Origin of the sequence: Romboutsia sp. Marseille-P6047, assembly GCF_900604535.1 — a bacterium.
In the GTDB taxonomy this organism is placed as follows: Bacteria; Bacillota; Clostridia; order Peptostreptococcales; family Peptostreptococcaceae; genus Romboutsia_E.
This window is the reverse complement of sequence record NZ_UWOT01000008.1, coordinates 82969-97028: the sequence shown is the minus strand read 5'-3', so window position 1 is coordinate 97028 and position 14060 is coordinate 82969. Positions and strand designations below refer to the sequence as shown.

The 14060-nt window shown below is 28.7% G+C and carries 12 protein-coding genes and 1 riboswitch; of the genes, 11 read left to right on the top strand and 1 reads right to left on the bottom strand.

Annotation, left to right across the window (positions count from 1 at the left end; all coding sequences use genetic code 11):
• Positions 1 to 48: 48 nt before the first annotated feature.
• The 5 genes from EIH23_RS09935 to EIH23_RS09915 all read left to right on the top strand — a co-directional run bounded on the left by EIH23_RS09935 (position 49) and on the right by EIH23_RS09915 (position 5423).
• Positions 49 to 1476: a 6-phospho-beta-glucosidase gene (locus EIH23_RS09935; protein ID WP_122640135.1), complete on the top strand. Its 1428-nt coding sequence runs from the start codon at positions 49 to 51 to the stop codon at positions 1474 to 1476.
• 13 nt (positions 1477 to 1489) lie between these two features.
• Entirely contained in the window at positions 1490 to 2947 is a 1458-nt protein-coding gene (locus EIH23_RS09930) for a glycoside hydrolase family 1 protein (RefSeq protein ID WP_122640134.1), read from the top strand.
• A 164-nt stretch (positions 2948 to 3111) separates the two neighbouring features.
• Entirely contained in the window at positions 3112 to 3609 is a 498-nt protein-coding gene (locus tag EIH23_RS09925; protein ID WP_122640133.1) for an RNA polymerase sigma factor, read from the top strand.
• 6 nt (positions 3610 to 3615) lie between these two features.
• Positions 3616 to 4470 carry an anti-sigma-V factor rsiV gene (locus EIH23_RS09920; RefSeq protein ID WP_243113381.1) on the top strand — a complete coding sequence of 285 codons (855 nt, stop codon included), beginning with the start codon at positions 3616 to 3618 and terminating at the stop codon, positions 4468 to 4470.
• A 65-nt stretch (positions 4471 to 4535) separates the two neighbouring features.
• Positions 4536 to 5423: a polysaccharide deacetylase family protein gene (locus EIH23_RS09915; protein WP_122640131.1), complete on the top strand. Its 888-nt coding sequence runs from the start codon at positions 4536 to 4538 to the stop codon at positions 5421 to 5423.
• Positions 5424 to 5500: 77 nt separating this feature from the next.
• On the opposite strand, the gene EIH23_RS09910 is transcribed toward EIH23_RS09915, so the two are convergent.
• The gene (locus EIH23_RS09910) at positions 5501 to 5980 is read right to left on the bottom strand and encodes an NADH-quinone oxidoreductase subunit NuoE family protein (RefSeq protein ID WP_122640130.1); all 480 of its coding nucleotides are present in this window, start codon (positions 5978 to 5980) and stop codon (positions 5501 to 5503) included.
• A 336-nt stretch (positions 5981 to 6316) separates the two neighbouring features.
• Between EIH23_RS09910 and EIH23_RS09905 the strand changes: the two genes are divergently transcribed.
• The 6 genes from EIH23_RS09905 (at position 6317) to EIH23_RS09880 (ending at position 14052) form a co-directional block, all read left to right on the top strand.
• Positions 6317 to 7711 carry a PTS transporter subunit EIIC gene (locus EIH23_RS09905; protein ID WP_122640129.1) on the top strand — a complete coding sequence of 465 codons (1395 nt, stop codon included), beginning with the start codon at positions 6317 to 6319 and terminating at the stop codon, positions 7709 to 7711.
• A gap of 23 nt (positions 7712 to 7734) precedes the next feature.
• Complete coding sequence (locus EIH23_RS09900; protein WP_122640128.1) at positions 7735 to 9141, top strand: glycoside hydrolase family 1 protein; 1407 nt, start codon at positions 7735 to 7737, stop codon at positions 9139 to 9141.
• 141 nt (positions 9142 to 9282) lie between these two features.
• Positions 9283 to 9455: riboswitch (Lysine riboswitch) on the top strand.
• A 127-nt stretch (positions 9456 to 9582) separates the two neighbouring features.
• Positions 9583 to 11013: a YfcC family protein gene (locus EIH23_RS09895; RefSeq protein ID WP_330566216.1), complete on the top strand. Its 1431-nt coding sequence runs from the start codon at positions 9583 to 9585 to the stop codon at positions 11011 to 11013.
• A gap of 157 nt (positions 11014 to 11170) precedes the next feature.
• Positions 11171 to 12190 (top strand): ABC transporter substrate-binding protein, encoded by a 1020-nt coding sequence (locus EIH23_RS09890; protein ID WP_122640126.1) that lies wholly within the window; start codon positions 11171 to 11173, stop codon positions 12188 to 12190.
• Between the two features lie 9 nt (positions 12191 to 12199).
• Positions 12200 to 13291, top strand: coding sequence for a FecCD family ABC transporter permease (locus EIH23_RS09885; protein ID WP_243113380.1), 1092 nt, complete (start codon positions 12200 to 12202; stop codon positions 13289 to 13291).
• Entirely contained in the window at positions 13291 to 14052 is a 762-nt protein-coding gene (locus EIH23_RS09880) for an ABC transporter ATP-binding protein (protein WP_122640125.1), read from the top strand. Before EIH23_RS09885 ends, EIH23_RS09880 begins: the two co-directional genes overlap by 1 nt.
• Positions 14053 to 14060 lie beyond the last annotated feature (8 nt).

The window sequence follows — 14060 nt, the reverse complement described above, 5'->3', positions numbered from 1 at the left end:
TTTATCTCCTAGGGGATTTAATATACATAAATTTATGGAGGTAGAGTTATGGCACTTAGAGAAGATTTTTTATGGGGCGGAGCAACTGCTGCTAACCAATGTGAAGGTGGATATAAAGATGGTGGTAGAGGTCTAGCAAATGTAGATGTAGCACCACACGGAAAAGATAGATTTCCAGTTTTAGCTGGTAAAATGAAGATGTTTGAATGTGATGATAATCATTATTATCCTTCACATGAAGCTATAGATATGTATCATCATTATAAAGAAGATATAAAATTATTTGCAGAAATGGGATTCAAATGTTATCGTTTATCAATAGCTTGGACTAGAATATTTCCAACTGGACTTGAAGAAGTTCCAAATGAAGAAGGGTTAAAATTTTACGAAAGCTTATTTGATGAATGTTTAAAATATGGAATCGAGCCATTAGTAACGATATGTCACTTTGATGTTCCTATGTACTTAGTAGAAAAATATGGAGCATGGAGAGACCGTAAATTAGTAGAATTATACGTAAAGTACTGTGAAGCAATATTTACAAGATTCAAAGGTAAGGTAAAGTATTGGTTAACATTTAATGAAATAAATATGATACTTCATTTACCTTTTATTGGTGCAGGTCTATATATAGAAGAAGGTGAAAATGAAGAACAAATAAAATATCAAGCTGCGCATCATCAACTAGTTGCAAGTGCATTAGCTACAAAGTTAGCTAAAGAAATAAATCCAGAGTTTAAAATAGGATGTATGTTAGCTGCAGGAAATACTTATTCATATACTTGTCATCCAAATGATGTATGGAAATCTATAGAAAAAGATAGAGAAAATTACTTCTTCATAGATGTACAATCTCGTGGAGAATATCCAGCATATGCAATAAAAGAATTAGAACGTAAAGGTATAAACATATTAATAGGAGAAGATGATAAAAAGATATTAAAAGAAAATACAGTGGATTTTATATCATTCTCATACTATTCATCAAGACTTACAAGTGCAGATCCGAAGGTAGATGCTCAAACAGAAGGAAATGTTTTTGCAACTCTTAAAAATCCATACTTGGATGCAAGTGAATGGGGATGGCAAATAGATCCATTGGGTCTTAGAATAACTATGAACTCTTTATACGATCGTTATCAAAAACCATTATTTATAGTAGAAAATGGACTAGGCGCAGTAGATACTCCAGATGAAAATGGTTATGTAAATGATTATTATAGAATTGATTACTTACGTGAGCATATAAAGGCTATGATAGATGCTGTTGAATTAGATGGTGTAGATTTATTAGGGTATACTCCATGGGGATGTATTGATTTAGTAAGTGCTGGTACTGGGGAAATGAAAAAACGTTATGGATTCATATATGTAGATAAAGATAATGGTGGAAAAGGAACTCTAAAACGTAGTAAAAAGAAAAGTTTTGATTGGTATAAAAAAGTGATAGCTTCAAACGGTAAAGATTTAGATTAAGGGGGATAATAGTATGTCTTTTAGAAAAGATTTTTTATGGGGGGGAGCAACTGCGGCTAACCAATTCGAAGGAGCATGGAATGTAAACGGAAAAGGGCCATCTTGTTCAGATATGTGTACAGGAGGGTCTCATACGGTAAGTAAGAGAATAACAAGAACTATAGAAGATGGAATATTTTATCCAAGCCATGAAGCAATAGATTTTTATCATAGATACAAGGAAGATATAGCTTTATTTGCAGAAATGGGATTTAAAGTATTTAGATTTTCTATAGCATGGACTAGAATATTCCCAACAGGAATGGAAAATAGTCCAAATGAATCTGGTCTTAAGTTTTATGAAAATGTAATAGATGAATGTTTAAAATACAATATAGAACCATTAATAACAATATCTCATTATGAAGTACCATTTGCTTTAACAGAAAAATACAATGGATGGGCTTCAAGAGAAGTAATAGACTTATACATGAATTATTGTGAAGCAATATTCACTAGATACAAGGGAAAAGTAAAATATTGGTTAACATTTAATGAAATAAATTCAGCAACTATGCCTATTGGAGGATTTTTATCTCAAGGTATATTAAATGAAGGAACTACAGATTTTACTAATCAAGTAGATATACCTAAATTGAGATTCCAAGGATTACATCATCAATTTGTTGCAAGTGCAAAGGCTGTTAAATTAGCGCATGAAATAGACCCGAGCTATAAGGTAGGATGCATGCAATTATTTGCAACAATGTATCCATTTACATGTAATCCTGATGATATAGTAATGACTCAAAAAGATAGTAGAGTAATGAATTATTTCTGTGGAGATGTTCAAGTACGTGGAGAATATCCAACATATATGAATAGATATTTCAGAGAAAATAATATAGAAATAAAAATGGAAGATAGAGATTTAGAAATTCTAAAAGATGGTTGTGTTGACTTCTATACATTTAGTTACTATATGTCTATATGCGTAAGTAGTGATCCTGAGAATGCAAGCACAGGAGGCAACATTTTAGGTGGAGCAAAAAATCCTTACTTAAAGTCAAGTGATTGGGGATGGCAAATAGATCCAAAAGGTCTTAGATATACATTAAATGAAATATATGATAGATATAGAATACCAATGATGATAGTTGAAAATGGATTGGGAGCTTATGATAAAAAGGAGATTAATGGAAATATTAATGATGATTATCGTATAGAGTACCTAAAAGAACATATAGAGCAAATGAAAGAGGCTGTAGAAGATGGAGTAGACTTAATAGGATATACTCCATGGGGTTGTATAGATTTAGTAAGTGCATCTACAGGAGAAATGGCGAAAAGATATGGATTTATTTATGTAGATAAGTATGACGATGGTAGTGGAGATTTATCTAGAAATAGAAAGAAAAGTTTTTATTGGTATAAGCAAGTCATAGAATCTAATGGAGAAAAATTAGAAAATATTGAAACTGTATTAGCATAAAAGTAAATAAAATTAATAATAAAGAAAGAGCATAGTTATGCTCTTTTTTATTATTAATTTTATTTTGTTTAAGATGTATTAAAAAAAATAATTAATAAAAAATAAAAAAAGAAAACTTTTTACAACATATAAATCGTCATATATATGAGAGGTGGACGAATAAGATGAAATTACTAAGCTTAGGAATTAAAAAAAAGGAAAAAGAGGTAAAAAAATATATTGTCGACAATAAAGAATCATTATATAGATTTGCTTATACTTATGTAAGAAATGAAGATGACGCATTAGACATAGTTCATGATGCTATATGCAAATCTTTAACTAATGTAGACACTCTCAAAGATATAGATAGTATTAAACCTTGGATTTATAAGATAGTAGCTAATACAGCAATTGACTATATAAGGAAAAATAGCAAGTATGTTATAGGAAGTGATGACTTAAATTTAGAAGAATCTACTGAGTATGATACATACGAAGATATAGATCTTCAAAGAGCACTAGAGGTATTACCTGAAAAGTATAAAGATGTGATTGTTTTAAGATACTTTGAAGATATGAAAATATCTGATATAGCAAAGATTTTAGATGAAAAAGAAAGTACTATAAAAACTAGGCTTTATAAAGCATTATCTAAACTGAAAATAAGCATTACTGAATAAAAGGAAGTGAAAACTTTGAAAAGTGATAAGAAAATAGAACAATTAAAGAATGATTATATGAATATAGAGATACCAGATAAATTAAATATCGTTGTAAATGATGTACTTAATAGACGTAATAAAAAAAGTATAACTAAGGTGTCAACACTAGTAGCATCATTAGCAGTAGTAGTAGGAATTGTTAATATTAATCCAACATTTGCAAATGCTTTAGAAAATATACCTGTAATAGGTGAAGTCATAAAAGTAATTAACTTTAGAAATTATAAAATTGATGAAGGTGGACTTGATATATCAATAGACGTGCCTAATATAGAAGGTATGAAAGATACTAATTTACAATATCAAATGAATAAAGAGTTCGAAGAAGAAGGTAAAAAATTGTATGATCAGTATTTAAAAGAATTAGAACAATTAAAACTGCAAGGAGAAGAGGGAAGAGAATCCTTTAAATCCTGGTATGAAGTAAAAACAGATAATGATGATATTTTATCTATAGTTATATACAACAACACTATAATGGCATCAAGTGATACAACTCGAAAATTTTATAATATAGACAAAAGGAATCAAACAATTTTAACTTTAGAAGGCATGTTTGGAGGAACTGATTATGTAGATATTATAAGTGAAAACATAAAACAACAAATGAGAGAAAGAATGAAGGCTGATTCAGAAGTACATTATTGGATAGATGCTAATGATGGAAGTTATACATTTGACAAAATAGATAAAAATCAAGGGTTTTATATAAATGATAAAGGTGAAATTGTAATATGTTTTGATAAATATGATGTAGCACCGGGATCACAAGGATTAACTGAGTTTGTAATACCTAAATCAATAACAGATAAATTATAAATATAAATTGAAAATAACGGACATACAAACTAGAAAAATGACATTAAAGAAAGGCACTAAGAGAGATGAGAAACGTAAGAAGAAATATAAACCAAAGTAGATTAATAATATTAATACTAATATGTTTATTTTTTATAGGAATAACAAGTAAGGCTTGGTCTTACTTTGAAGAACAAAAGCAAATAAAATTAGAGCAACAAAGAATTGAAGAAGAAAGAAGAAAAGAAGAAGAAGAAAAGAAAAAGTATATGGTTGGATGTAGTAATGATGCTAAAAAATATTCTTATGATGCTAGAAAAGTAGCTGAAAAACTTAATAGCTATGATTATTCTAATAATGGAGAAAAAATAGTATTTTTGACTTTTGATGATGGAACTTCAACAACTGTAACTCCTCAAGTTTTAAAAATATTAAAAGAAAATGATGTTCATGCAACTTTCTTTGTTACAGGGGAAAATATTGAAAGAGGTGGAGAAAAAGCAAAAGAACTTTTAAAACAAGAACTAAATGAAGGTCATGCTATTGCAAATCATTCATATACTCATGATTATCGCATATTATATCCAAATAGAGTATTAGATTTAGAGGCATTTAAAGCTGATTTTGAAAAAACTGATAAATTATTAAAAGATGTTTTAGGTAAGTATTTTTCTACTAGAGTAATAAGATGTCCAGGTGGTCATATGTCATGGAAAGGTATGGATAGTTTAGATGCTTATTTAGATGAAAATAACATGGCATCAATAGACTGGAATGCATTAAGTAAAGATGCAGAAGGAGCTAAAAAAGATGCTGATCAATTAGCTAATATAGCAATACAAACATCTAAAGATAAAGAAATGGTAGTTCTTTTAATGCACGATACTTATGGAAAAGAAGAAACAGCAAAGTCTTTACCACAAATAATAAAATATTTTAAAGAAAATGGATATGAGTTTAAAACTCTTTCATAGAAGACAAAAAGATGGACGTAATATACAGTCCATCTTTTTTATTAAGTTTATTATTTTTACTATATATAAATTAAAAACTACTTAAGTTCTTTTAGAATTAAAGAAACATCCTTAAGAGTTACATTATCATAAACTCTTCCATTTATAGTAATGACTGGAGAACGACGACATGAACCAACACACCTTGATGAATCTAAGCTAAACTTTAAATCACTACTAGTTTCACCACATTTTAAACCTAGCAATTCTTCAAATTCAGCAAGTATATTACTACTATCATTTTTAGCACATGCACCACTTAAACATACTTTTATTTTGATTTCACCTTTAAGGTCAGTTGTAAAGTAAGAGTAAAAATTAACTAAGTCATGAATCTTATCAAATGAAATGTTTAGTTTTTTAGAAATATATTTTTGAACTTCATTTGAAAGATATCCAAATATTTTTTGCGCATAATGTAAAGTACGAATTACATTATCCTCGCTTTTATCAAGTGAATTTATAAATATATCTAACTCCTCAAATGATTTACTATTACGAGAAATAAAATCACACATATAAAACTCTCCTTTATATATTATACAGATTAAACTATACAATTAATAAATATACTAAAGGCATTGTAACAATAAGTACTAAAATATTAATTAAACACCTTAATATAATAATTATTATTAATACCCTTAAATTACTAGTATAAACTTTATAAGAAATAACATTAGTAAAGAATATATTAAAGTACTTATATAATTGATATTTAAACTTATAAGTAATTATCTAAAATTATAAATAATTAAATTAGGATTATTAAATAAATGAAAATATTTGATTATCAATAAAAATAATGGATAAATAATAAAGGACATAAAGTTATAAGAAATAGGAGGTTAGATATGAATTTTAAACAGATTGCTAAAGAAGTTTTAGAAAATGTTGGTGGCAAAGATAATATAAAAGATGTTATACATTGTCATACAAGATTACGATTTACATTAATAGATTTTAGTAAAGTAAATAAAGAAAATCTTTCACAAATAGAAGGAATTATAACTGTAGTAGAAAGTATGGAACAGTTACAAGTAGTTATAGGAAGTAAAGTAGATAAAGTATTTAAAGAACTAGAACCTATGGTTGGTAAAACTAAGAATAAAAATAATGAAGAAATTAAAAAAGGTTTTTCATTAAATAAGGTACTTACAACTATTGCTCAGATATTTACGCCGATTATATATGCACTAGCTGGTTCAGGAATGATAAAGGGGATATTAGCAGTTATATCTATGTACTACTTAAATAAGCATAATATAGATATAAAGCAAAATGATACATATATTATCTTAAATGCAGCATCAGATGCAGTGTTTTATTTTTTCCCAATAATACTTGGATATACAGCTGCTAAAGTATTTAAAACACATGAAATTATATCAATGGTACTTGGTGCAACTCTATGTTATCCTAGTATAGTAGCATTAATGGCAGAAGAGAGAGTAGTAAGTTTATTTAATATTAGTATTACAAAAGCAAGTTATACTTCATCAGTAATACCGATAATTATTGCAATTTGGATGTTATCTTTCTTAGAGAAATTCTTAAAAAAAGTAATACCAGATGTAATTGAAATGATAATGGTTCCTACACTTTCAATATTAATAATGGTTCCATCCACTTTATTAGTATTTGGGCCAATAGGAATATATATAGGTAATGGAGTTAATTGGTTCTATCAATTACTTATGAACTTTAGCCCAGTTCTTTGTGGAGCATTTATAGGTGGAATGTGGTGTGTATTAGTTATATTTGGAGCTCATAGACCAATATTACCAATAGCAATAAATGATATAGCTCAAAATGGACGTCAAAATTTACTAGCATTTGCAGGAGCAGCAAATTTCTCACAAGCAGGAGCAGCATTAGGTGTATTTTTAAAATCGAAAAATAAATCACTAAAAACAGTTGCTTTATCGGGGAGTATAACTGCTTTATTTGGTATAACAGAACCTGCAATTTATGGAGCTAACTTACGCTTAAAAAGGCCAATGATATGTGCAGTAATATGCGGTGCAATAGGTGGTGGAATAATGGGATATGGAGGAGCATTTGGTATAGCATTTGCAAATCAAGGTGTACTTACAATTCCAGTATATGCACAAGCTGGAGCTAAAGGATTTTTAGCTTACTTAATAGGATGTGTTTTTGCATTCTTTGGTTCAGCACTACTTACATATATAGTTGGATTTAAAGATATAGAGGAAGAGCAAGAAGAAACTTTAAAAGAGGTTGCTTAATATAGACATTAGGAGGACGTAGTATGAAAAATACATTCCCGAAAGATTTCTTATGGGGGGCATCATCTTCAGCATTTCAAATAGAAGGTGGATGGAATGAAGATGGAAAAGGAATGACAGTTGCAGACTTTAATTCATTTAAAAAGTCAGAAATTCAAGCAGACAGTAAGGTAGCTAGTGATTTTTATCATCACTGGAAAGAAGACATAGATCTTATGAAAGATTTAGGGCTAAATATATATAGATTTTCGCTATCATGGGCTAGAATTATACCCACTGGAGATGGAGAAATAAATCAAGCTGGAATAGACTTTTACAATAAGGTAATAGATTATTTAGTAGAGTGTAATATAACTCCATTTGTTACCTTATATCATTTTGATTTACCATATGCATTAGTTGAGAAGTATAATGGATGGGAAGCTAGAGAATGTACATTTGCATTTGAAAGATATGCAAAGATTTGCTTTGAAAACTTCGGAGATAGAGTTAAGTACTGGCAACCACATAATGAACAAAATTTAATGATGCGTGTAAAAGAGCGTATGAATATATATGAAACTGATAATTATAAAGTTGAAAAAATGAGAGCACAGATGGATTATCATATGTGTTTAGCTCACGCATTAGCAACAATAGCTTGCCATAATATGGTTGAAGGTGGGAAAATAGGGCCATCAATATCGGCTACAGTAACTTATCCATACTCAAATAAGCCAGAAGATGTATGGGCAGCAAAATTAAATGATAACTTTAAAACTAATTATTTATTAGACATGCACTATAATGGACAATACCCAGCATATTATATGAATTACTTAGAAAAACTTAACATAGTTCCTAATATGCTTGAGGAAGATAAAGAAATACTTAAAAATGCTAAAATGGACTTTATAGCATTTAACTATTATCGTACACTATGTGCAAGACATCTTGAAGCAACAGAAGAAAATCCAGTTGGAACTCGTGTTAGTGAGATAGATTATGATTTATATGGATATTTTAAAATTGAAAAAAATCCTAACTTAAGTGCAACAGAGTATGGAGCGCAAATAGATCCTGTTGGGTTAAGAATAGCATTAAATGAATATTACAATAAATATCATTTACCTCTTATAATTACAGAAAATGGTCTTGGAACAGCAGATACATTAACTGAAGACGAAAGAGTCCATGATGATTATAGAATTAATTACTTAAGAGATCATATAGATGCTTGTAGAAAAGGAATTGAAGATGGTGTAGAGCTAATTGGATACTGTCCTTGGTCAGTAATTGACTTATTAAGTTCTCATCAAGGGTTTAAAAAACGTTATGGATTTGTATATATCAATAGAGAAGATCATGATTTTAAAGATTTAAGGAGAATTAAAAAAGATAGTTACTTTTGGTATAAAGAAGTAATAAGATCTAATGGGGAAAAATTATAGAAATATATTAAGGCTGAACTAAAGTAGTTCAGTCTTTTATGTTAAAATGATATAAAATTAGAAAAATCTGAAAATAAAGTTAATGTTCACTTTACAATAGAAATAATATAGGTTATATTATATATAAATTAAAAATTAAATAAAAAAGATAGAGGTTGCGATCTTTAAGAGTAAATTTACAGAGTTAAGCACAGTGAAGTAAATTGAAAGGAAATATCGCCGAAACATATAACTGAGGCTTTAAGGTTATATAGTTGGGATTATGTAGAATATGCATAATACTGTCATAAATTTTATGATGAGCTATCATGACAGATATATTTTAATAAATTGGTATTTCAATTTGTAAATTATTTGAATGAAAGAATATAGTCTTGAGTGATTTCGCTCAAGACTTTTTTGTATTTAAGAAAATTATAAAAATAAAAGGGAGTGAAAGTATTGAATTTAGCACAAGCAAGAACAGAAAGAGAAAATAAAAGAGAATTAAAGGTACCTCATACTTTAGTAATCATTACTTCAATAATTATACTTGTATCAATTGCAACTTATATTGTACCAGGAGGGGCTTATGAAAAAGTAGTAAAGGTGGTAAATGGAAGTGAAAAAACAATAATTGTAGATGGCTCATTTAAATATATTGAAAGTCAGCCACAAGGAGTATTTGAAGTTTTACAAGCACCAGTAGAAGGTATTATTGGTGGTGCAGAAATAATAGCATTTTTATTTGTAGTTGGGGGAGCATTTAATTTAATTACTAGAACTAAAGCAATAGATTTTGGAATAGTGAGAGTTACTAATATATTTAAAGGAAAAGAAATTTTAGTAATTCCAATGCTTACATTTTTATTCTCATTAGGTGGTGCTGTATTTGGAATGAGTGAAGAGGCAGTTCCTTTTGTAGCAATAATTGTACCTTTAGCGCTATCTTTAGGATATGATAGTATAGTTGCAGTTGGAATTACATATTTGGCTTGTGAATTAGGATTTTCATCAGCTATGCTTAATCCATTTACAGTAGGTATTGCACAATCAATAGCAGAAATACCGATGTTCTCAGGAATAGAATATCGTACAATTATTTGGTTTATAACTACTTGTATAGGAACTGTATTTTTAATGATGTATGCATCAAAAATTAAAAAGAATCCAAAACTTAGTTTAGTTTATGAAAGTGATCAAATTAAGCGTGCAAACTTAGGTAACTGTGGAAGTGAAAATGAAGATTTTAGAATGTCACATAAAATAATATTACTTTTATTGGCATTATGTATAGGAATAATTGTATGGGGAGTATTAACTCAGGGATTTTGGATTCCTCAAATAGCTGCAGTATTTTTAGCAACTGGACTTATGAGTGGTTTTATTGGAAAACTTGGAACTGATGAAATGGCAGATGCATTTATAGAAGGTGCAAAGGGAATGATAGGAGCAGCTGTTATGTTAGTATTTGCTAGAGCTATAGTAATAATTGCAGAGAATGCTAATATAATAGATACAATTTTATATAATTTATCTCAATTAATTGGTAACTTACCACCAATGATAGCAGCTTATATAATGTATCCTATACAAATGTTTATAAACTTCTTTGTTAGTTCGGGTTCAGGACAAGCAGCACTTACAATGCCAATTCTTGCACCACTTGGAGATTTAGTTGGAATATCTCGTCAATTAACAGTATTGATATATCAATTGGGAGATGGATTTTCTAATACACTATTCCCAACATCAGGAATATTAATAGCTTGCTTGGGTCTTGCAGGTGTGCCTTATGGAAAATGGTTAAAGTGGGTTTTACCACTTCAAGGGATATTATTTATATTATCACTTGGTTTTATAACAATCGGATCACTAATGCAATGGGCATAAAATAGATGGACATTCTAGTCCATCTATTTTTTTATTATTTTTACTTTTTTGTGTAAAGTGACACAGAAATGACACAAAAATGACACAAATAGGATTAAGTTTATATGTATAATATTGTAAGGTATTTATTGTAAATATATATGAGAGGATTTAGAAAATGAAGATGATTAAGAAAAAAATTACATTACTTTTAAGTGGTTTAATTATATTAAGCCTTACAGCATGTAGCACAAATAATACAAATGAAGTAGAAGATAAAGAATTAACAGAAAATATAGTGAATGAGAGTTCACATTATCCTGTTACAATAACTACATATAATTATGAAAAAAAACCTGTAGAAATAACTTTTGAAAAGTCACCTGAAAAGGTTGTAGCAGTATATCAAAATTCAATAGAAACATTACTAGCATTAGGTTTAGAAGATAAGATAGTAATGGCTTCTGGATTAGACCATGAAGTTAAGAGTGAATATAAAGAAGCTTTTAATAAAGTAAATTATTTAAAAGAATTTGCACCATCTAAGGAAACTATTATAATGGAACAACCAGACTTTATATTATCTTGGTACTCATTATTTGATGAGAAGAATTTAGGTGATGTGGACTATTGGCATAAAAATGGTACAAATACATATATGTCATTAAATAGTGGAGCAGTAGCAAGTAGAAAAGTGGAAAATGAAAAGATTGATATATTAAATTTAGGTAAGATATTTAATGTTGAAGATAGAGCTAAGGATTTAGTAAATGAAATTGATTTAAAAGTAAAATCTGTAGCTGATTCAGTAAAAAATAATGAAAAGCAAACTACTTTAATAATAGAATATATGGATGGACAGATATATACTTATGGAGCAAGTACATTAGGTGGAGATATGGTTTCAATTCTTGGAGGTGAGTTATTAAATCCTAATGGTGGAAATATAAGTGAAGAAGATTTAATAAAATTAAATCCAGATTCAATATTTGTAGTATATATGGATAGAAATGACGAGAATGTACCTAAAGAAGCTGTAGAAAATATTTTAAATAATAAGTCACTTGCAAGTTTAGATGCTGTAAAAAATAATAGAATAAATGCTATTGCATTAGGAGAAATGTACTGTAGTGGAATAAGAACAATAGATGGAATAAATACATTTGCAAATGGATTATATCCAGATTTAAATGAGTAGGCTAATTATATGGATAAGAAAGCTATAATAAGTAAAAGTAGAATAAATATAAATGAAGGAGCACCTATGTATGTAGGTGTTTCGCTAATATTATTATTAATATTAGCTTTATCTATAGGATTTGCAGTGAATTTAGGTTCTGTTGATATAAGTATAAAGGAAGTTTATAGTATTATTTTTTATAAAATATTTGGAATAGGAAATGAAGAAATATTATCTAATGGAGCAGTACATGATGTAGTTTGGTTAATAAGGTTACCTAGAATTATATTAGCTATGTTAGTTGGTATAGGATTATCAGTTGTAGGAATTGTAATGCAGGCAATTGTGAAGAATCCGCTCGCAGACCCATATATACTAGGGATATCATCAGGAGCATCACTAGGTGCGACAATATCGGTTATGCTTGGAGTAGGAGCCATATTTGGAAGTAATGCAATAGGTATATGTGGATTTATTGGAGCACTTGTAACATCAATGCTTGTATTATTAATAGCTAATATTGGTCAAAGAGCAAATTCTATAAAACTTCTTTTAGGAGGTATGGCGCTTAGTTCGGTTTGTAGTGCATTCTCTAGCTTTATAGTTTATTTTGCTAATGATGCTCAAGGAATGCAGACTATAACATTTTGGTTAATGGGAAGTGTAGCTGGTGCAAAATGGGAGCAAATAATGTTTATAATGCCATTTGTTTTAATAGGGACTATATTCTTTTTAACTCAACATAAGATATTAAATTTAATGTTATTAGGAGATGAAGTATCTATAACATTAGGAACAGATCTTCATAAATATAGACATGCTTATTTAATAATAGCATCTTTGATGATCGGAATTTTAGTTTACGCATCTGGAATGATTGGATTTGTAGGGCTAGTAATACCTCATATTGTTAGAATAATTCTAGGACCAGATCATAAGAAAATAATTCCAATAGCAGCGCTGCTAGGTGCAATATTCTTAATATGGGCAGATATACTATCTAGAGTAATTATAAAGGGAACAGAGATACCGATAGGAATACTCATTTCAATGATAGGTGCACCATGTTTTATTTTGTTAATTATTAGAAATACTTACGGCTTTGGAGGTAAAAGCTAATGAAAATAAATGTAGAAGATATTAAATTTAAAATAGGGAAAAAGGATGTATTAAATGGAATTAATATAGATGTAAAAAATAAAGAATTTATAGGTATAATCGGACCTAATGGAAGTGGTAAATCAACATTATTAAAATGTATTTATAGAATATTAAAGCCAACAAGTGGAATTATTAGATTAGACGATATAAATTTAAATGATCTTACTACTAAAGAAAGTGCAAGAAAGATGGCAGTGGTTTCACAGCATAACTATTATGATTTCGATTTTAGTGTAAGTGAAATAGTTTTAATGGGAAGATCTCCTCATAAAAAATTAATGGAAAGAGATTCTTTAAATGATTATGAAATAATGGAGGAATCTTTAAAGAAAGTTGACATGCTTAATTGTAAAGATAGAAACTTTAATACACTTTCTGGTGGAGAGCAGCAAAGAATTATATTAGCAAGAGCTCTTGCTCAAAAAACAGATTGTTTAATACTTGATGAACCGACTAATCACTTAGATATAAAATATCAATTACAGTTAATGAATACAGTTAAGAATTTAGATATAGAAGTAATTGCTGCCATTCATGATTTAAATATGGCATCAATGTATTGTGATAAAATATATGTTTTAAAAGACGGATACATAGTTGCATATGGAAATCCAAAAGAAATTTTAACAAAAGAACTTATTAAAGATGTATATGAAGTTGATGCAGTAGTAAATTACGATGATGGACTTGATCTAGTAAATATAATATATAAGTTGTAAAAACTAGT

What these genes read in the sequence shown, in the direction of transcription:
- EIH23_RS09905 (WP_122640129.1), top strand. Translation starts at nt 6,317, where the DNA reads ATGAATTTTAAACAGATTGCTAAAGAAGTTTTAGAAAATGTTGGTGGC.
- EIH23_RS09915 (WP_122640131.1), top strand. Translation starts at nt 4,536, where the DNA reads ATGAGAAACGTAAGAAGAAATATAAACCAAAGTAGATTAATAATATTA.
- EIH23_RS09900 (WP_122640128.1), top strand. Translation starts at nt 7,735, where the DNA reads ATGAAAAATACATTCCCGAAAGATTTCTTATGGGGGGCATCATCTTCA.
- EIH23_RS09885 (WP_243113380.1), top strand. Translation starts at nt 12,200, where the DNA reads ATGGATAAGAAAGCTATAATAAGTAAAAGTAGAATAAATATAAATGAA.
- EIH23_RS09910 (WP_122640130.1), bottom strand. Translation starts at nt 5,980, where the DNA reads ATGTGTGATTTTATTTCTCGTAATAGTAAATCATTTGAGGAGTTAGAT.
- EIH23_RS09925 (WP_122640133.1), top strand. Translation starts at nt 3,112, where the DNA reads ATGAAATTACTAAGCTTAGGAATTAAAAAAAAGGAAAAAGAGGTAAAA.
- EIH23_RS09880 (WP_122640125.1), top strand. Translation starts at nt 13,291, where the DNA reads ATGAAAATAAATGTAGAAGATATTAAATTTAAAATAGGGAAAAAGGAT.
- EIH23_RS09935 (WP_122640135.1), top strand. Translation starts at nt 49, where the DNA reads ATGGCACTTAGAGAAGATTTTTTATGGGGCGGAGCAACTGCTGCTAAC.
- EIH23_RS09930 (WP_122640134.1), top strand. Translation starts at nt 1,490, where the DNA reads ATGTCTTTTAGAAAAGATTTTTTATGGGGGGGAGCAACTGCGGCTAAC.
- EIH23_RS09890 (WP_122640126.1), top strand. Translation starts at nt 11,171, where the DNA reads ATGAAGATGATTAAGAAAAAAATTACATTACTTTTAAGTGGTTTAATT.